The organism is Bacillus sp. 22475 (assembly GCF_052044835.1).
GTDB lineage: Bacteria > Bacillota > Bacilli > Bacillales > Bacillaceae_G > Bacillus_A > Bacillus_A cereus.
In genome coordinates this window covers 138,352-155,305 of the sequence record NZ_JBQENW010000003.1, presented here as the reverse complement: position 1 = coordinate 155,305, position 16,954 = coordinate 138,352, and the positions used below count along the sequence as shown (strand labels likewise).

Below are 16,954 nucleotides of genomic sequence, written 5' to 3'. Positions count from 1 at the left end.
GAATTAAAATGAAAATATTAGAAGAAAAAGGATTGGATTGGTTTTAATGGGGGATTCTGATCACAAAGAAACAAAGGCAATATTAAAGTTATGGTTTATTTATATACCACTTGCATTTGGAGAGTTTGTCTTTTCGAATATCATAGGTTATTTAAAAAAATAAAGATTTTGCATTTGAAAAACAATTAACCTAATTTAATTGTTTTTTATTTTACTTTAATAAACCAAATAAAAATAGAGATTTTGAACAAGATGAAGTTTATGAAGGAAATAACGTTGATTAGGTGCTGAAAACGGGAATCATTCAACCATGGTAATTTGCCGTTTTAATAGCTTCCTATAGTGAGATGTTATGTTCACATCATATGTATACGATATTTGTAACATAGCATTACTAGAACTTCAAAATTAGTAGTTAAGGTGCTACCTTTTAGATTGCTATAGATATATAACTTAGCTAAAAAAGCAAAAATCATATAATTTGCGCTTTTTATTATCCGTTTTTTGGTAAATGATTATAGTTTTTGTCACATTAATACTGTACGATACATAGTATAAAACACATACTGTATGACATATAGTAATGGAAATGAGGTGAGTGAATGGATACTTTATTAAACTCGTTAATTACTGAGTTAAGAAGAGGGACATTAACGTTAGCTGTTTTAAGTCAATTAAGAACGCCGCAGTACGGATATTCACTTGTCCAGTTATTGGAGCAATCAGGGATTACAATTGATCAAAGTACTTTATATCCACTACTTCGCAGATTAGAAAAGCAGGAGCTAGTAACGAGTAGTTGGGATAAAACGGAGAGTAGACCTCGTAAATATTATGTTTTAAGTGAATATGGATTAGAAATATTTTTGCAGTTAAAAAAGGAATGGATAAAGGATTCGAAAGAACTTTATAACTTATTAAAGGAGGAGGACGAAAATGAGTTTGATTGATATGTATGTCCATGAAGTTGCGAAGAGATTGCCTGAACAAAATCGTGAAGATATTACACTTGAACTACGGTCAACAATAGAGGATATGTTACCAGACGATTATAATGAGGAAGATGTGAAGAGTGTACTCGAAAAATTGGGAAGTCCAGTTTCATTGGCTAATGGGTACTTGGATAGACCAATGCATTTAATTGGACCACGTTATTTTGATGTATATACGACGCTATTAAAAATGATTATACCAATTGCAGCTGTTATTGGGCTCATTTCAATGGTTGCAGAAAATTTTATAGGCTATAATGGTGATCAAGCGGTATTAAATGTTATTTTACAATTGATAGGTAAAGGTATAGGGGAAATTTTTGAAGTGGGTCTCCATGTATTTTTCTGGTTAACACTTGTATTTGCTATTTTAGAAAGAACTGATAAAGAAAAGGATCCACACCCATTAACAACAAGCTTAAAAAAATGGACACCAGATGACTTGAAAAATGTTTCGTATATCCCGAAGAAAAAGGCGATTTCAAAGTTTGAAGTTTTTGGAGGTTTAATGTGGACAGCAATATGGGCTACACTTTACTTTTATGCGAATCATCTTGTAGGCGTATATCATGGTACAGAAAACGGATTGAAGTTTGTCGCGCCAACGTTTAATCAAGATGTTTTGCTTCAATACTGGCCCCTAATTTTGGTTATGATCGTTTTCGAAGTAGCTATATCACTTTATAAGTTAGTACAGGGACAATGGACGAAAAGGTTGGCAATTGGAAATGCTATTCTTCAAGTAGTCGGAACAATCATATTCATTGTAATTGTAGTAAATCCACATTTATTAAACGAAGGATTCATTACGTATTTGGCAAATGCATTTACTACTTCCCCAGAGGAGTTTAAAACGTGGCTCATTGGGGGAGGAATTTTCTTTTATATGTTATCTGCTGCAATAAATATATTTGATGGTTTCCGAAAAGCTAGTATTCGTATGTAGATAAAAAACGGAAATTTCGATAAAATAAAACTATTAAGAAAATAGTGAAATAAGATGAACATGATGAAAGGAAGAAAATAATGATAAGGGAAGCAACGAAAAGAGATTTAGCATACATTTTAGATATTTATAACGATGCGATACTTTATACAACAGCTGTATATTCGTATAAACCTGTAACCCTTGAAAATAGAATAGATTGGTATGAACAAAAAAAGGCTGAAGGGTATCCCATTTTCGTATATAAATTAGATAATAAAGTAGTAGGGTTTGCGACATTCGGCCCATTTAGAGCGTGGCCTGCTTATAAATATTCAGTTGAACATTCTGTGTATGTAGATAGGGCATATAGAAAAAATGGCATTGGGTCTTCATTAATGAAAGAATTAATCAAAATTGCGAAGGAAAGAGAGTATATGACCTTAATTGCTGGAATTGATGCAGAGAATGAAAAAAGTATTGCCTTGCATCAAAACTATGGATTTGTTCATGCAGGGACAATAAAAAAAGCTGGTTATAAGTTTAATAAATGGCTAGATTTAGCTTTTTATCAGCTGGAACTTAACGGTCCTGAAAATCCTATAGAAGAATAAATATTTTTCGGTAGCAAGAAAAAATTCATGCTACCTTTTTCTTATTTTAATAGCTGATAAAAAGGTTTTTTATATTCAATATTGAATTATTAGAAGTTAATATAATGATATGAAAAGAGGGATGGAAATGGAAACTGTCATAAATAAAATAAAAGAGGTACAATCTAATTATGTGGGAATGGAAATTTATTCTACAAAAAACAATCGTATAGTTGCTTCATATAATAGTGAATTAAATATTCCGTTAGCATCAGCAGCAAAATTAGTTATTGGATTTGTAGTAGCACAAATGGTGAAGGAAAATAAACATAATTGGAATGATATACTTCATCACATTAAATTTAATCCGCATGAAGATAGTACGCAGTTATATCCGCACTTACAAGGAAGAACTTCTTTAACACTTAGTCAAGCGGTCGAGGTAATGATAGCTTGTCATGATAGTTACGTTGCACAGTCAGTTGTAATGCACTGTGGTGGATGGGATGCTGTGAAAATGTATGTACAAACGTACTTTTCAAAAATTCATATACAAGAGAATGCTAGAGATGAGAAAAATATTGGAGACTTAAATGAAGTTCTTGCCCTTTTGATACAAACCTTTCAAGGTTATAAATCAGAACCAGAATTATGGGAACCAATTATTAGTGGTATGGTAAGACAACAAGGGGAGTATGAAGAAATCCCATATTATCATTTAGCCCATATGACAGGTGGATTGCTCACAGCTACAATAAATATTGGTATAATAGGAATGTTTAACGAATTTCCGCTTCTTTATGTGATTGGGGGAAAAGATTTACCGAATCGCCGTGAAAATAAAGAGGTAGATGAAGTTTTTGCAGTAGTTTTAAAGTACATATACAAAGAATATAGTGAAAACATGCTAGGAGTGAGCGGTTGAAAAGAAACTTAAAGACTTCAACAATCATTATTTTAATTTTAACGATTATTGCTCTTGAAGTTGGAATCGCACTATATGATCACGATTTGTCATTAGATACAATTTACTTTACAGCGATCCTTATTTGTATTGTATTGCTTTTTGGCACACGTGTTTCTGGAGAGAAAGAAAGTACATCGAAACGAGGACGAAGAAAAATAGCTGTTATATTTTGGCCATCTATTTTATTGTCTATCGCTTGTTTTGCAGTTATAAGTTACATAATGGTAGGCTATGTCTCTGTATCAGGGATAATTGGCTTTTCATGCTTTGTTACATATGGTGGATTCGTTTTGATTAGTATTTTAAAGGGGAAAAATAAAATGTAGCGTACTAAGCTGAAAGGAAGCAATGTATATGAAACATATAGAGAACGGTACACGCACTGAAGGAGAATACATTAAAAATAAAGTCATTCAATATAATATGTCCATCTTAACAGATGAGGCAAGACAGCCGATGGAAGAAGTAAGCCTCGTAGTAAAAAATGAAGAAGGAAAAATTTTTGGTGGCGTAACAGGTACGATGTATTTTTATCATCTTCATATCGACTTTTTGTGGGTTGATGAATCAGTTCGTCATGACGGTTATGGCAGCCAACTTTTACATGAAATTGAAGGGATTGCGAAGGAAAAAGGGTGTAGATTAATATTGCTAGATTCATTTAGTTTTCAAGCACCAGAATTTTATAAAAAGCACGGTTACAGGGAGTATGGTATTGTTGAAGATCACCCGAAAGGTCATAGTCAGCACTTTTTTGAAAAGAGATTATAATAATATTATGTATACTGTTTGATAGGAGAAAGAATATGTACACGTATAAATTGCAACAAGAACAACCAATCTGTGCAGAAAAAATAAAAAAACTTTATGATTCTGTCGGTTGGTGGCCAGAAAGAAAAGAAGTCGATATTGAAAAAATATTAAAGAATAGCATAGCCATTGGAGTATGGGAAGAAAATGAATTAGTTGGATTTGCTAGAGTCGTTTCTGATGGTGTTTTTCGAGCATACATTGAAGATGTTGTCGTACATGAGAGTGTAAGAAATAAAGGTATTGGAGAGAAGATGCTAACAATATTACTTCGAGAAATATCTCATATTGATATTGTTAGTCTATTTTGCGGAGAGAAGCTAATAAAGTTTTATGGTGAGCAACAATTTCAAGCAACGAAGCAAATTGTGATGCATCGTAATTAAACAGGGAAAGAATAAGAGGTGCCAATTAAAATGAATGCAACAAGAGCGTACTGTTTATCGAAAAGAAAAGCGACAGAAGATTCTCCAGATGGTTGGAGTGCAACATGTATGAGACTTAATAATAAAATATTTGCGATAGTAAATCATGAAGAAGGTGAAAAAGCTGCGATTACATTGAAGTGTGATCCAGAAGTCGCATTAAGGATAAGAGAAGATTATCCAGAAACAATTATTCCAGGGTATCATATGAATAAAAAACATTGGAATACCGTTTATATTCATAAGGGTATAGAACAGGAGCAAATAAATAAAATGATTGATTGGTCGTATGATTTAGTACTACAATCATTTTCAAAGAAAAAGCAGCAGGAGTTAATGAATTAATATGTATTAGGAGTGTGTGTAATGAAAGATTCGATTAAAGATACGTATGATAAATTAGCGAGTACATATAAAGAAAATCTAGATTTCGCAAATCCATATAACAGTTATTATGAAAGACCGGCGATGATGGAGCTTATTTCAAAGGAACTAGAAGGAAAAAAGATACTAGATGCTGGATGTGCAGCTGGATGGTATACTTCTCAATTCATAGGAAGAGGAGCAAATGTTACAGCAATTGACGTAAGTCCTGAAATGGTAAAAGCAGCAAAAGAAAATATAGGAGAAGAAGCAACGTTCCTTTGTCATGATCTGCAAGAAACATTGCCATTTGAAGATAATACGTATGATGTGATTGTAAGTTCGTTAACTCTTCATTACTTAGAAAATTGGAATCAAGTATTTCAAGAATTTCGTCGCGTATTGAAGCCGGGTGGAGAACTTATATATTCTATCCATCATCCTTTTATGGATTTCACAAAGTTTCCATGTGAAAGTTATTTTGAAAAACAGCTATTAATAGATACTTGGGTTAAACCGAATATTACTATTGAAGTCGAATTTTTCAGAAGGTCACTACAAGACATAATAAATGAAACTACAAATTATTTTGTATTAGAAGAGATAGTGGAACCGAAGGCAATTGAAAAAATGAAAGAAGTAAGCGAAAAATCATATCATTATTTAAATATGAATCCACATTTTCTTATCATAAAAGCAATCAATAAATAGCTAGTAAAATAACTTTGTTTTACTAGCTATTTACAGTTTTACATTACATATTAGGAGACTTTAAAATGAATACGAAACGAAATAGAGTAGTATATGCACTATTTACTATAGTTGTTATTATTTTAGGTCTTAGCTCAAGAAAGTTTTCTTTTGCACTACCACATCTATTAAATAATTACTTAGGCGATGCTTTATGGGCATTAATGATTTTCACTGGCTTTGGATTTTTGTTTCCTAAAACAGAGACGAAGAAGTTGGCTTTTATTAGTTTAATGTTTTGCTACGGGATTGAAGTGAGCCAATTGTATCATGCGGAATGGATAGATAGCATTCGTACAACGACTTTGGGCGGACTCGTGTTGGGATACGGTTTTTTGTGGAGTGATTTGGTGGCTTATACAATTGGTGTTGTTGTTGGCATACTTTGTGAGTTTATGTTACGGAGGAAATAATCGATTTTAAAAAGGAGCCCTTTATGAAAAAAATAATATTAATTGGTTCTGGTGGTTCAGGAAAATCTACATTAGCAAGGCAGTTAGGGAATAAATTAAATATTAAGGTGCATCATCTTGATGCATTATTTTGGAAACCGAATTGGGAAGGTGTTCCGAGAGAAGAACAAATAACAGTTCAAAATAACTTAATTAAAGATGAGAAATGGATTATTGATGGGAATTACGGCGGGACGATGGGTATAAGACTGAATGCAGCTGATACAATTATCTTCCTTGATATTCATAGAACAATTTGTGTTTATAGGGCTTTTAAAAGAATTGTAAAATACCGAAATAAAACAAGACCAGATATGGGCGCGGGATGTGAAGAAAGATTTGATTTGCAATTTTTTAAATGGATATGGGAATATCCTAATGCTAAACGACCTACAATTTTAAAAGAGTTAGAGCAATTGCCCGAAGAGAAAAAGGTTATTGTTTTAAAATCTCCAAATGAGGTTCGGAAATTTTTAGAGCACATATAATAATAGAATGTAACACAAAAATTCTTTGTGGATCTTACCGATTAGTTTAATAAAACTAATCGTTTTTTATTATGAAAGATTTAACGCTTTTTGAAAATTGTATTTTGTAATAAGTATATGACTATAAGTTCATATAAAATGAACGTTTGGAGGAATAGAAAATGACTAACGATTTAATTCAACTAATCGATTCATTAATGGTCAATATTCCAGCTGGAGAGGTAGTATTAAGAGATGATCGAATAAAAAAAGAATGGTTAGTACAAATTCAACCATTTCTTCTTGCAAAGTATGCTGTAACAACGGAACTATATGATGCTATTACAAATTGTACATTAAATAATTTTGAAAATAATCATAAACCAGTTGTAAATATTTCATGGAACGATGCCATTGCGTTTTGTAATGTACTTTCAAAAAAAGCGGGATTAAAAGAATATTATTCTATTAGTGATGGTGGTCAAATTGTTAGATGTAAGTTAGATTCAAATGGCTACCGATTGCCATCTGAGGCAGAGTGGCAATATGCATGTAAAGCAGGTACAACCGGATATACATACGGGAAACTTCATGATATAGCATGGTATAATGAAAATTCAAATGGACATATTCATGACGTTGGCCAAAAGGAACCGAATGTATGGGGACTTTATGATATGCTAGGGAACGTTTGGGAATGGTGTTATGATTTGTATGATGAAACAGTGTACGGATCATACCGCATTTTCCGTGGTGGTAGTTGGGCTGAAAAAGCGAGAGGGTGCGGAGCTACTTGTCGTCGTCGAAGCCATCCTACATTTCATATAGATGATCTCGGTTTTAGACTCGCTAGGTCAATTTAGTAGGAACATGATACGAACAGCTAGGAAAAGAGTATGGAGAGAATCCGTACTTTTCCAACATAGAAATGATTTAACGTAAGGAGTGTTTATTATGGCGCGTGTTTTATTTATTAATGCTGGATCAGAAGGACATATAAATCCAACTTTACAGGTTGTAGATGAATTGATTTCTCGTGGTGAAGAGGTCGTTTATTTTTCAATAGAAGCTTTCAGGGAGCGGATTGAGAAGAAAGGTGCTACTGTACGAACGATTGATGATCAAAAATTTATAAAAGCGTTTCTATCTGGAGGCAGAAATTATTTACAGGAAAGAATAAATGGCCTTCTACATACAGCGGATATTGTAATACCTAGCGTTTTAGAACAAATTGAAGGTGAACATTTTGATTACATAATTCATGATTCTATGTTTGGCTGTGGCCATTTAATTGCTCAAATCCTTAAACTTCCAGCCATAAATTCATGCACATCTTTTGCGCAGGATGAAAAATCCTTTGAGAAAATGTTAGGTCATCTATCAAAAAATATCCCAGTAGAAATTTATGTTAAAATACAGAATGATTTTCAAAACTTAACGAAGGGAATTGCTGAAAAATATGGTGTTGAAATAAAATCATCATATGAAGTTTTCTGTAATCCTGCACCCCTTACTATTGTATATACAATTAAGGAGTTCCAGCCTTTTGGTGATACGTTTGATGAAACATATAAATTTGTAGGACCATCTATCTCTGCACAAATGAAAAACAGAGACGTTGATTTTACTTCAATTGAAGAAAAAAGTCCGATTTATATTTCATTAGGTACTGTTTTTAATGAAGCGATTGACTTTTATAAACTGTGTATGAAGGCCTTTGAGAATAGTGAGCATACAATTGTTATGTCTATTGGTAGTAAAACAAAAATAAGTGATCTAGGCGAAATCCCTAAAAACTTCATTGTGAAAAACTATGTACCCCAAACTGAGCTGCTTACATATACGAAACTATTTATTACACACGGCGGGATGAACAGTGCGCATGAAGGACTGTATAACGGGGTTCCGCTCGTTGTAATACCGCAAAGTGCAGATCAGCCAGTAGTCGCAAAGCAAGTGGAGAGTCTTGGAGCAGGAGTAAAATTACAAATGCAAGGATTAACTGTGGATCAACTAAGTGAAAGTGTAGAAATAGTATTAAATAATCGTTCATTTAAAGAAGTTGCTTTGAATTTGAAGGAATCTTTCCAAAAATCAGGTGGATATAATGAAGCTGTTGATGAAATTTTTATATTTGTAGGTCAGTGAAAAAAATGAAATTATACATTAGAAAAGCATCTAAATAGGATGCTTTTTATTTAACTTTATAATTCTTATTTTTAATATCTAGTATGGTTAAAACTAAGGCACTGAGAGATATAAGTATAAGAATAAAAGTTAACCAGTTAAATGTATTGTTAATTATGAAGTAAAGATGATAGATAAATATATTCAAATTGTATTTTAAAATGTTAGGACTTAGTTTTACATGTTAGTAATAATTTCACTGTTTCTGCACAACTTCTGCACAACTTCTGCACATACTCAGGTAATTTCTATGTCATGATATATTCATAAAGTGAAATATTTCACAAGAAAAATATAATTTCACTGCGGTGTATGCATAATTAACACATACATCGGTACAAGTTTGTCTCTTGTTATTCTTTTACATCAAAGCCCACATTCCACTACAAAGTATAACAAGAAGGAGACATGAACATGAATAATCGATTTTTAAAACAACTACAAAATATGAAAATGAACAAAAAAAGTTTAGGAGCTGTAGCATTAACAGCTGGAATTATTAGTACGACACTTATTCCTCAAAATGCTTATGCGCACGGTTTTGTTGAAAAGCCTGGTAGCCGATCTGCTTTATGTAGTCCAACTTATGGTGCGCTAAATGTAAACTGTGGAAGTATTATGTATGAACCACAAAGTTTAGAAGCTCCAAAAGGGTTCCCACAAAGTGGTCCAGTAGATGGACAAATTGCTTCAGCAGGCGGAAAATTTGGTGGTATTTTAGATCAACAAACAGCAAATCGTTGGTTTAAAAATACAATCACTGGTGGGGAAAATACATTTACTTGGAAGTATACTGCGCCTCACTTAACGAGTAAGTGGCATTACTATATTACTAAAAAAGGATGGAATCCAAATAAAGCGCTAACAAGAGCAGATTTTGAACCAATTGGAACTGTACAACATGATGGTTCTGCAGCTTCAAATAATTTAACTCATAAAATCAATGTACCTACTGATCGTAGTGGATATCATGTGATTTTAGCAGTATGGGATGTAGCTGATACAGCAAATGCATTCTATAATGTAATTGATGTTAATCTTATTAATGATGTGAAACCAGACATAGAAGCGCCAAGTATTCCAAATGGACTTCAGACGCAAATAGTAACAGCAAATAGTGTAGAACTAACATGGAACGCTTCTACGGATAATGTAGGGGTAAAAGGATATCAAATCTTCCGTAACGGAGAGATGATTGATACAGTAATAGGCACTCATTTTATTGATAAGAAATTACAACCAAGCACAGAATACTCTTATACTGTAAAAGCAATTGACGCAGCTGGCAATGTATCGAAGGAAAGTACAACGCTTACAGTAAAAACAACAGTTGAGATTCCTGATACAGAAGCACCAACACAACCAAAAGGATTACATAGTATGGGAACGACAGCGTCAAGTGTGGATTTAATGTGGAGTCCATCTGACGATAATATTGGTGTAGACCATTACGATATTTATAGAGAAACAGAAGGATCAATGAAAAAGATTGCAACATCCAATACAACTTCTTATATGGATAAAAATCTGCTCGCTAATACTACTTATAAATATGTAGTAAAAGCTGTTGATGTAGCTGGAAATGAATCCGTACAGAGTGATATATTCACAATTACTACAAAAACCGAAAGCGCTTCATATGAAGCGTGGGATGCAAAAAAAGCATATAAAAAGGGAGATAGAGTTCTACACGAAGGAAAAGTATATGAAGCAGTCCAGAGTTATCAAGGAAATGGTGATCCGAACTGGATTTATGCATTATCATTATGGAAAACAGTGTAAGCTTTACCTAAATATGAACTAAGAGATGATGGGCTTTGATTTCAAAAGAGAATCTTGAGAATTCACTTTTCTATTAATAATAAAGGGTAGTGTATGAATACATAAGATTCATACACTACCCTTTTTATTATGATAACATTTTCGTCATAAGTATATGCGGAATGCCATCTTCCATAAATATATCAGAAGAAGTTTCATAACCTAATTTTTTATAAAATCCTTCAGCTTGTGTTTGCCCGTGTAGTTTCATTTTTGTAGCTTGTTCGTTACGAGCAATTTCTTCTAACGTTTGAATGATAACTTTACCTAATCCGTATGTACGATAATCTTTTAAAATGCAAATACGTTCTAATTTTCCGACGCCATCAACAAATCGTATACGCCCTGTACCTACAGGAAGCTCATTATAATAAACTAAAATATGTTTACATTGCTCTCCGATTTCATCGAATGTATCGAATTCATCTGCAAGAGGGACACCTTGTTCTTTTACAAATACTTCTTTTCGAATATGAAAGGCAGTTTCTAAATCAGCAAGTTCTGTTATAAGTTTGGATTGCAAAATGTTCAGTCCTTTCTAGTGTAATCAGCTTGTGTTTTCATAGTATATCATAATAAAGCGCTATTAAGAGAAGAACATACTAAAAAGCCAACTTTAAAAAGTTAGCTTTTATTACAATTCCTTTATCCCATTTTTAGCGCCGATAATTACTTTACTCGTCATACTTATAAACAACCCTGTTTCAACTACACCAGTAATCATTTTTAATTGAGTGTGTAAATGGGCAGGATTAGAAATATGATTAGGGAATATACAATCGATAATCATGTTATTGTTATCGGTTATATAGGTTTCATTATTTTTCAAACGTAATGTTGTTTGACATCCTAAAGACTGAATTTTATTTTCGGTTTGTTTCCATGAAAAAGGGATGATTTCAATAGGTAATGGAAAAGTACCTAAATGTGTTACAAGTTTCGATTCATCAGCAATGATAATTAGTTCTTTAGAGGAAGAGGCAACGATTTTTTCACGAAGTAATGCACCGCCACCGCCTTTTATAAGTTGTAAATTTGAATCAATTTCATCCGCTCCATCAATTGTAAGATCAAGACTTTGTACGTCGTTTAACGAAATTAGAGGGATATTTAGTTGATGCGCTAATGCTTCAGTTTCCTTTGATGTCGGTACAGCTTGAAATGATAATCCTTCTTTTACACGCTCACCTAATTTTTGTATTGTCCAATATACAGTAGAACCTGTACCAAGCCCAATCTTCATGCCATCATTTACAAAGTAAGCGGCATATTCGCCAGCGAGCTGTTTTAAATTCATCGCTTTACTCCGCCGGACGCGGCCCGGCATCAAGACCTGAATTTTCAACTGTAAGTACCGGACGAACGACTATATCTTTATGTACACGCATTTGACAAGATAATCGTAAATGATCTTCAATCCCTTTTTCCGTCATTGCATGTTTCTCATTCGCACTCGCTTCACAGAAATCACCTGCTAGTATTTCTACTCTACAAGTTGTGCAACGTGCATTCCCACCACAACGATGAAGAATGTTAACACCGCTATCTTCAATTGCTAATACTAACTTCGTTCCTTCTTTTACATCAAATGTTCCCGCACCTTCAATTGTTAATTTTGGCAAATTTGTTCCTCCTCACGTAAAATTGTACATAACATATTTATGACCGCGAATTATTGAACATAAACATTATTTTTTTATATCCCCGTAACTTTTTTTAATGTTGAATCGTTTATTAAGTAAGCGCTGAAAAGGAGTGGTTATTTTGTGCACAAAAGTAACTCATGTTTTAAAGAACCGTATCGATATGAATCATTCAAATATAAACTTTTTAATTGAACAATATGGAGAGTTAAAAAGATACTGTACTTTTTTAACGAAAAACAAATGGGATGGGGAAGATCTCGCCCAAGAAACAGTGTGTAAAGTGCTTCAAAAATATAGAAATAAAGATATTTGTATGACACTCGTCTATAAAATAGCAAGAAATCGTTGGTTAGATCAGATGAAGTCTAAGTCTATTCATGAAAAAATAAGAGAACAAATCACTTCTGAAGAACCACATGAGAACATTGCAGATTTGCATGAAATGGTAGGGAAAGTATTGTCTTCATTAAATGTACAACAATCCGCAATTTTATTATTAAAAGATGTTTTTCAATATAGTATCGCTGATATTGCTAAAGTGTGTTCTGTATCAGAAGGTGCAGTGAAAGCTTCTTTATTTCGGAGTAGAAATAGGCTGAAAACTGTAAGTGAAGAAGGGGTCGAGATAGTCGAATTCACAGATGATATGGAAGTTGTAGTAACGTCTATTCGAGAAGAGAGACCGGAATTATTAACGAAACTGCTTCCGTCAATAGATTTTACTAAGTTACCATCTAAACAGCCAGTCTTATTATTTAATGTGAAACAACCTTCTTCCTACAGTTGTATGCTTTGCGCAGCATAACAAGTATTGGAGGGATTTAAAATGAATGCAATTCCATATGTAGTAGAACAAACAAAATTAGGAGAACGTTCCTATGATATATATTCAAGGTTATTAAAAGACCGCATTATTATTATCGGTTCAGAAATTAATGATCAAGTAGCGAGTAGTGTCGTAGCTCAATTATTATTTTTAGAAGCAGAAGATGCAGAGAAAGATATATTCTTATACATCAATAGCCCCGGCGGTTCAACGACAGCAGGTTTTGCAATATTAGATACGATGAATTTAATTAAACCAGATGTGCAAACGCTGTGCATGGGCTTTGCGGCATCATTTGGTGCATTGCTATTATTATCTGGAGCAAAAGGAAAACGGTTTGCGCTCCCTAACAGTGAAATTATGATTCATCAGCCGCTTGGTGGTGCACAAGGGCAAGCAACAGAAATTGAAATAACTGCGAAGAGAATATTAAAGTTAAAGCATGATATTAATAAAATGATTGCAGAAAAAACAGGCCAACCGATTGAAAGAGTAGCACATGATACAGAAAGAGATTATTTTATGACTGCAGAAGAAGCGAAGGCATATGGGATTGTAGATGATGTTGTTACGAAAAAATAAGATGAAAAAGGCTAGAGGATATGTTAATTCTCTAGCCTTTTTATTAATCCTTCACCCATTCATCAACTAATGCTTGATTTTTTTTAATCCATTTTCGCGCAGCCTCTTCAGGATCTTTTGTTTTATTTAACATGACCATTAACGTACCGAGCTGTTCATCTTTCATTTTCCATTTATCAAAGTATTTTATAACATCTGGGTGATCTTTTTCGAAACCTTTACGAACGGAGTAATAAATGTCATCTTTTTCACCATATACTTTCTTAGGGTCTTTTAAATATTTCAAGTCAAATTCTGAAAAACCCCAATGCGGATTCCAAAGCGTAACAGCGATTGGTTTCTTTTTTGTATATGCTTTCTTTAGTTCACTCATCATCGCAGCTTCAGAGGATTGGACAAGTTTTAGTTTTATATCATATTCTTTCATTGCTTTATTCGTTAAATTCATAAGACTACTACCGGGTTCGATACCGACAATTTTATTATCTAGTTCATCTTTATGAGCATTTAAATCTTCGATACTGTTTATGTTTTTCATATAAGAAGGGACGACTAAACCTAGTCCAGTACCTTCGTACCATTTTGATTTTAAGACAATATCATCTTTATAACGATCGTTTAGCGGTTTATCTGTAACTGGTAGCCATACTTCTAAATTCGCATCAACATCGCCACGAGCGACACCAGTCCAAATTGCGGCTTTTTCTAAATACATGAGCTCAACTTTGTAGCCTTTTTCTTCTAATAAAACTTTCCACATGTTTGCAGTTGCAATATTTTCTTTCCAACTTGTTACACCAAGTTTAATTTTTCCTTTCGAATTTGCATTTGTTGCATTACATGAAGTGAAAATCATAGTAATAAATAATGCAAGGCATATAAGCCATATTTTCTTTCTCATTGAAAACCTCCTAAGGAATGTTTGCCTTTTTAAATAAATGTATAAGTAAGCATTCTTATTATGAACGGAAACGAGAATTTTAAAGAAATCTTATGAATGTCATTTTTATGTAATATTTCTTTGCAAAATCGCAACACTATGTGAATAGATGGGTAGAAAAGGAGTAGTGACATGGATAATACAAAGGTGCGTGTTGAAAACGTAACAAAAGTATTCGGGAAACATCCGCAAAGAGCCCTTGCCTTATTAAAAGAGGGAAAAAGTAAATCGGAAATTTTAAAAGAGACAGGAATGAACGTCGGTGTGAAAAAAGCAACGTTTGAAGTATACTCTGGAGAAATTTTCGTTATTATGGGTTTGTCTGGTAGTGGGAAATCTACGCTAGTTCGTATGTTAAATCAACTGATTAAACCAACCGCAGGTCATATATACATAGATGGTGAAGACATCGCTACGATGGGAAAAGAAGAGTTACGGAGAGTAAGAAGAACGAAAATGAGTATGGTATTTCAGAAGTTCGCTCTATTTCCGCATCGTACGGTTATACAAAATGTTGCATATGGTTTAGAAATACAAGGAGTTCCAGTTGAAGAGCGAGAGAAAAAAGCGTTAGAATCGCTACAGTTAGTAGGACTCGATCATCATAAAGATAATTATCCAAGTCAACTTAGTGGTGGTATGCAGCAGCGCGTTGGAATCGCAAGGGCGCTAACGAATAATCCAGATGTATTACTAATGGACGAGTCATTCAGTGCATTAGATCCACTTATTCGAAAAGAAATGCAAGATGAATTGTTAGAGTTGCAAGATAAAATGGAAAAAACGATTATATTTATTACGCATGATTTAGATGAAGCGCTTCGAATTGGAGATCGTATCGCATTAATGAAAGATGGAGAAATCGTTCAAATTGGAACGCCAGAAGAAATTATGATGAGCCCCGCTAATGAATTTGTAGAAAAGTTTGTTGCGGACGTGAATTTAGGAAAAGTAATTACGGCGGAGTCTATTTTAAAACGACCAGAAACTTTATTAATTGATCGTGGACCTCGTGTAGCCCTTCAAATTATGAGGAATGCTGGTGTTTCAACTGTATATGTTGTAAACAAAAAGTATGAGTTTTTAGGTATATTAACTGCGGATGATGCGAGTAAGGCAGTACAAAAACAGTGGCCGATTGCTGATTTATTACTTAATGATATTCCGCATGTGTATTTAGATACTTTACTGGAAGAGACGTATGCAAAAATGGCGGAGATGAAATATCCGTTACCAGTAATCGATGAGAAGAAAAGGCTAAGAGGAATTATTAAACGTGAAAGTGTCATTCAAGCTCTTGCAGGAAACATTGAAGAAGAGGTGAAAGACGATGAATAGTATACCGCGTATTCCATTAGGGGAATGGGTCGACTCATTTGTTGCAAGTTTATATGAGCACTTTGAAGGCTTATTCCGAGGATTCTCTTATATTATTGGTGGATTCGTTGATTTACTCACTAATTTTTTAATAATAATTCCTGCCATATTGATGATTATTATCTTATGTTTCCTCATTTGGTACACAACGAGAAAACTATCTTTAGTCATTTTTACGCTTATTGGATTATTATTTATTTTGAATATTAACTACTGGGCACAAACGATGCAAACATTAGCACTCGTACTTACGTCAGTTATTATTTCAATTATTGTCGGAATTCCAATTGGTATATTAGCATCTCAAAATGAACGTTTCTCAAAATTTTTAAAACCAACATTAGATTTTATGCAAACAATGCCTGCATTCGTATACCTTATTCCAGCGATTACATTTTTCGGAGTAGGTGTAGTACCTGGAATTATTGCATCAGTAATCTTTGCAATGCCACCGACAATTCGTTTTACTGACTTAGGAATTAGACAAGTTCCAGAAGATTTAATTGAAGCAGCGAATGCATTTGGATCCACTGCATCACAAAAACTATTTAAAGTACAATTACCACTTGCAACCGGAACGATTATGGCTGGTGTGAACCAAAGTATTATGCTTTCATTATCGATGGTTGTAACAGCATCACTTGTAGGAGCTCCAGGACTTGGAGTTGATGTATATCGCTCGGTAACACAAGTTAATATCGGAATGGGATTTGAAGCTGGATTAGCTATCGTAGTAATCGCAATTATATTAGACCGAATTACACAAGGGTTCCATACGAAAAGAAAATAATGACCAAAAAACACACTTTTATACTACAAAGTGTGTTTTTT

Annotated in this window: 22 protein-coding genes; 18 read left to right on the top strand and 4 right to left on the bottom strand. The window is 33.6% G+C overall.

Annotation, left to right across the window (positions count from 1 at the left end; translation table 11 throughout):
- Positions 1–602: 602 nt before the first annotated feature.
- The 14 genes from ACTJJY_RS07060 (at position 603) to ACTJJY_RS06995 (ending at position 10,713) form a co-directional block, all read left to right on the top strand.
- Positions 603–950, top strand: a complete 348-nt coding sequence (locus tag ACTJJY_RS07060; RefSeq protein WP_144465260.1) for a PadR family transcriptional regulator — start codon at positions 603–605, stop codon at positions 948–950.
- Positions 937–1,938 carry an HAAS signaling domain-containing protein gene (locus ACTJJY_RS07055; protein ID WP_440605303.1) on the top strand — a complete coding sequence of 334 codons (1,002 nt, stop codon included), beginning with the start codon at positions 937–939 and terminating at the stop codon, positions 1,936–1,938. The genes ACTJJY_RS07060 and ACTJJY_RS07055 overlap by 14 nt, the downstream gene beginning before the upstream one ends.
- A gap of 80 nt (positions 1,939–2,018) precedes the next feature.
- Positions 2,019–2,531, top strand: a complete 513-nt coding sequence (locus tag ACTJJY_RS07050) for an N-acetyltransferase family protein (RefSeq protein WP_440605302.1) — start codon at positions 2,019–2,021, stop codon at positions 2,529–2,531.
- 127 nt (positions 2,532–2,658) lie between these two features.
- Positions 2,659–3,435, top strand: coding sequence for a serine hydrolase (locus ACTJJY_RS07045; RefSeq protein WP_089171228.1), 777 nt, complete (start codon positions 2,659–2,661; stop codon positions 3,433–3,435).
- A complete protein-coding gene (locus tag ACTJJY_RS07040; RefSeq protein WP_440605301.1) occupies positions 3,432–3,803 on the top strand; it encodes a hypothetical protein in 372 nt (123 codons plus the stop codon). The genes ACTJJY_RS07045 and ACTJJY_RS07040 overlap by 4 nt, the downstream gene beginning before the upstream one ends.
- Positions 3,804–3,831: 28 nt before the next feature.
- A complete protein-coding gene (locus ACTJJY_RS07035; RefSeq protein ID WP_440605300.1) occupies positions 3,832–4,248 on the top strand; it encodes a GNAT family N-acetyltransferase in 417 nt (138 codons plus the stop codon).
- A 35-nt stretch (positions 4,249–4,283) separates the two neighbouring features.
- A complete protein-coding gene (locus ACTJJY_RS07030) occupies positions 4,284–4,673 on the top strand; it encodes a GNAT family N-acetyltransferase (protein WP_000288963.1) in 390 nt (129 codons plus the stop codon).
- 30 nt (positions 4,674–4,703) lie between these two features.
- Entirely contained in the window at positions 4,704–5,057 is a 354-nt protein-coding gene (locus tag ACTJJY_RS07025) for an MmcQ/YjbR family DNA-binding protein (protein ID WP_000994624.1), read from the top strand.
- Between the two features lie 21 nt (positions 5,058–5,078).
- Positions 5,079–5,786: a class I SAM-dependent methyltransferase gene (locus ACTJJY_RS07020; RefSeq protein ID WP_089171226.1), complete on the top strand. Its 708-nt coding sequence runs from the start codon at positions 5,079–5,081 to the stop codon at positions 5,784–5,786.
- A 65-nt stretch (positions 5,787–5,851) separates the two neighbouring features.
- Entirely contained in the window at positions 5,852–6,238 is a 387-nt protein-coding gene (locus ACTJJY_RS07015; protein WP_440605299.1) for a DUF2809 domain-containing protein, read from the top strand.
- 23 nt (positions 6,239–6,261) lie between these two features.
- Complete coding sequence (locus ACTJJY_RS07010; protein ID WP_000720561.1) at positions 6,262–6,765, top strand: DNA topology modulation protein; 504 nt, start codon at positions 6,262–6,264, stop codon at positions 6,763–6,765.
- Positions 6,766–6,926: 161 nt separating this feature from the next.
- Complete coding sequence (locus ACTJJY_RS07005) at positions 6,927–7,607, top strand: formylglycine-generating enzyme family protein (protein ID WP_440605298.1); 681 nt, start codon at positions 6,927–6,929, stop codon at positions 7,605–7,607.
- 91 nt (positions 7,608–7,698) lie between these two features.
- Complete coding sequence (locus ACTJJY_RS07000) at positions 7,699–8,892, top strand: macrolide family glycosyltransferase (RefSeq protein ID WP_440605297.1); 1,194 nt, start codon at positions 7,699–7,701, stop codon at positions 8,890–8,892.
- Positions 8,893–9,345: 453 nt separating this feature from the next.
- Complete coding sequence (locus ACTJJY_RS06995; protein WP_440605296.1) at positions 9,346–10,713, top strand: lytic polysaccharide monooxygenase; 1,368 nt, start codon at positions 9,346–9,348, stop codon at positions 10,711–10,713.
- 127 nt (positions 10,714–10,840) lie between these two features.
- Here ACTJJY_RS06995 and ACTJJY_RS06990 read toward each other — a convergent pair whose 3' ends face one another.
- From ACTJJY_RS06990 to ACTJJY_RS06980, 3 genes are all read right to left on the bottom strand, one after another.
- Complete coding sequence (locus ACTJJY_RS06990) at positions 10,841–11,275, bottom strand: GNAT family N-acetyltransferase (protein WP_440605295.1); 435 nt, start codon at positions 11,273–11,275, stop codon at positions 10,841–10,843.
- A 111-nt stretch (positions 11,276–11,386) separates the two neighbouring features.
- A complete protein-coding gene (rpiA, locus tag ACTJJY_RS06985; protein WP_440605294.1) occupies positions 11,387–12,049 on the bottom strand; it encodes a ribose 5-phosphate isomerase A in 663 nt (220 codons plus the stop codon).
- Positions 12,050–12,053: 4 nt separating this feature from the next.
- A complete protein-coding gene (locus tag ACTJJY_RS06980) occupies positions 12,054–12,374 on the bottom strand; it encodes a 2Fe-2S iron-sulfur cluster-binding protein (protein ID WP_001125388.1) in 321 nt (106 codons plus the stop codon).
- A gap of 142 nt (positions 12,375–12,516) precedes the next feature.
- Here ACTJJY_RS06980 and ACTJJY_RS06975 point away from each other — a divergent pair, with 142 nt between their 5' ends.
- Together ACTJJY_RS06975 and clpP are read left to right on the top strand one after the other, a co-directional pair.
- Positions 12,517–13,203 carry an RNA polymerase subunit sigma-70 gene (locus ACTJJY_RS06975; protein ID WP_440605293.1) on the top strand — a complete coding sequence of 229 codons (687 nt, stop codon included), beginning with the start codon at positions 12,517–12,519 and terminating at the stop codon, positions 13,201–13,203.
- Between the two features lie 21 nt (positions 13,204–13,224).
- Positions 13,225–13,806 carry an ATP-dependent Clp endopeptidase proteolytic subunit ClpP gene (clpP, locus tag ACTJJY_RS06970; protein WP_000991610.1) on the top strand — a complete coding sequence of 194 codons (582 nt, stop codon included), beginning with the start codon at positions 13,225–13,227 and terminating at the stop codon, positions 13,804–13,806.
- 43 nt (positions 13,807–13,849) lie between these two features.
- Here the strand turns inward: clpP and ACTJJY_RS06965 are convergent, their stop codons facing one another.
- Entirely contained in the window at positions 13,850–14,707 is an 858-nt protein-coding gene (locus ACTJJY_RS06965; protein ID WP_440605292.1) for a glycine betaine ABC transporter substrate-binding protein, read from the bottom strand.
- A 171-nt stretch (positions 14,708–14,878) separates the two neighbouring features.
- On the opposite strand from ACTJJY_RS06965, the gene ACTJJY_RS06960 reads away from it, so the two are divergent.
- Together ACTJJY_RS06960 and ACTJJY_RS06955 are read left to right on the top strand one after the other, a co-directional pair.
- Entirely contained in the window at positions 14,879–16,084 is a 1,206-nt protein-coding gene (locus ACTJJY_RS06960; protein ID WP_277509465.1) for a quaternary amine ABC transporter ATP-binding protein, read from the top strand.
- Positions 16,077–16,913, top strand: a complete 837-nt coding sequence (locus ACTJJY_RS06955) for an ABC transporter permease (protein WP_001084752.1) — start codon at positions 16,077–16,079, stop codon at positions 16,911–16,913. The genes ACTJJY_RS06960 and ACTJJY_RS06955 overlap by 8 nt, the downstream gene beginning before the upstream one ends.
- Positions 16,914–16,954: the final 41 nt, after the last annotated feature.

Bases quoted from the DNA above. Each gene is read 5' to 3' on its own strand.
- ACTJJY_RS07060 (WP_144465260.1), top strand. From the start codon at position 603: ATGGATACTTTATTAAACTCGTTAATTACTGAGTTAAGAAGAGGGACA.
- ACTJJY_RS07000 (WP_440605297.1), top strand. From the start codon at position 7,699: ATGGCGCGTGTTTTATTTATTAATGCTGGATCAGAAGGACATATAAAT.
- ACTJJY_RS07025 (WP_000994624.1), top strand. From the start codon at position 4,704: ATGAATGCAACAAGAGCGTACTGTTTATCGAAAAGAAAAGCGACAGAA.
- ACTJJY_RS07010 (WP_000720561.1), top strand. From the start codon at position 6,262: ATGAAAAAAATAATATTAATTGGTTCTGGTGGTTCAGGAAAATCTACA.
- ACTJJY_RS07030 (WP_000288963.1), top strand. From the start codon at position 4,284: ATGTACACGTATAAATTGCAACAAGAACAACCAATCTGTGCAGAAAAA.
- ACTJJY_RS06960 (WP_277509465.1), top strand. From the start codon at position 14,879: ATGGATAATACAAAGGTGCGTGTTGAAAACGTAACAAAAGTATTCGGG.
- ACTJJY_RS07035 (WP_440605300.1), top strand. From the start codon at position 3,832: ATGAAACATATAGAGAACGGTACACGCACTGAAGGAGAATACATTAAA.
- ACTJJY_RS06955 (WP_001084752.1), top strand. From the start codon at position 16,077: ATGAATAGTATACCGCGTATTCCATTAGGGGAATGGGTCGACTCATTT.
- ACTJJY_RS07020 (WP_089171226.1), top strand. From the start codon at position 5,079: ATGAAAGATTCGATTAAAGATACGTATGATAAATTAGCGAGTACATAT.
- ACTJJY_RS07055 (WP_440605303.1), top strand. From the start codon at position 937: ATGAGTTTGATTGATATGTATGTCCATGAAGTTGCGAAGAGATTGCCT.
- clpP (WP_000991610.1), top strand. From the start codon at position 13,225: ATGAATGCAATTCCATATGTAGTAGAACAAACAAAATTAGGAGAACGT.
- ACTJJY_RS07050 (WP_440605302.1), top strand. From the start codon at position 2,019: ATGATAAGGGAAGCAACGAAAAGAGATTTAGCATACATTTTAGATATT.
- ACTJJY_RS06965 (WP_440605292.1), bottom strand. From the start codon at position 14,707: ATGAGAAAGAAAATATGGCTTATATGCCTTGCATTATTTATTACTATG.
- ACTJJY_RS07015 (WP_440605299.1), top strand. From the start codon at position 5,852: ATGAATACGAAACGAAATAGAGTAGTATATGCACTATTTACTATAGTT.
- ACTJJY_RS06995 (WP_440605296.1), top strand. From the start codon at position 9,346: ATGAATAATCGATTTTTAAAACAACTACAAAATATGAAAATGAACAAA.
- rpiA (WP_440605294.1), bottom strand. From the start codon at position 12,049: ATGAATTTAAAACAGCTCGCTGGCGAATATGCCGCTTACTTTGTAAAT.
- ACTJJY_RS07045 (WP_089171228.1), top strand. From the start codon at position 2,659: ATGGAAACTGTCATAAATAAAATAAAAGAGGTACAATCTAATTATGTG.
- ACTJJY_RS07005 (WP_440605298.1), top strand. From the start codon at position 6,927: ATGACTAACGATTTAATTCAACTAATCGATTCATTAATGGTCAATATT.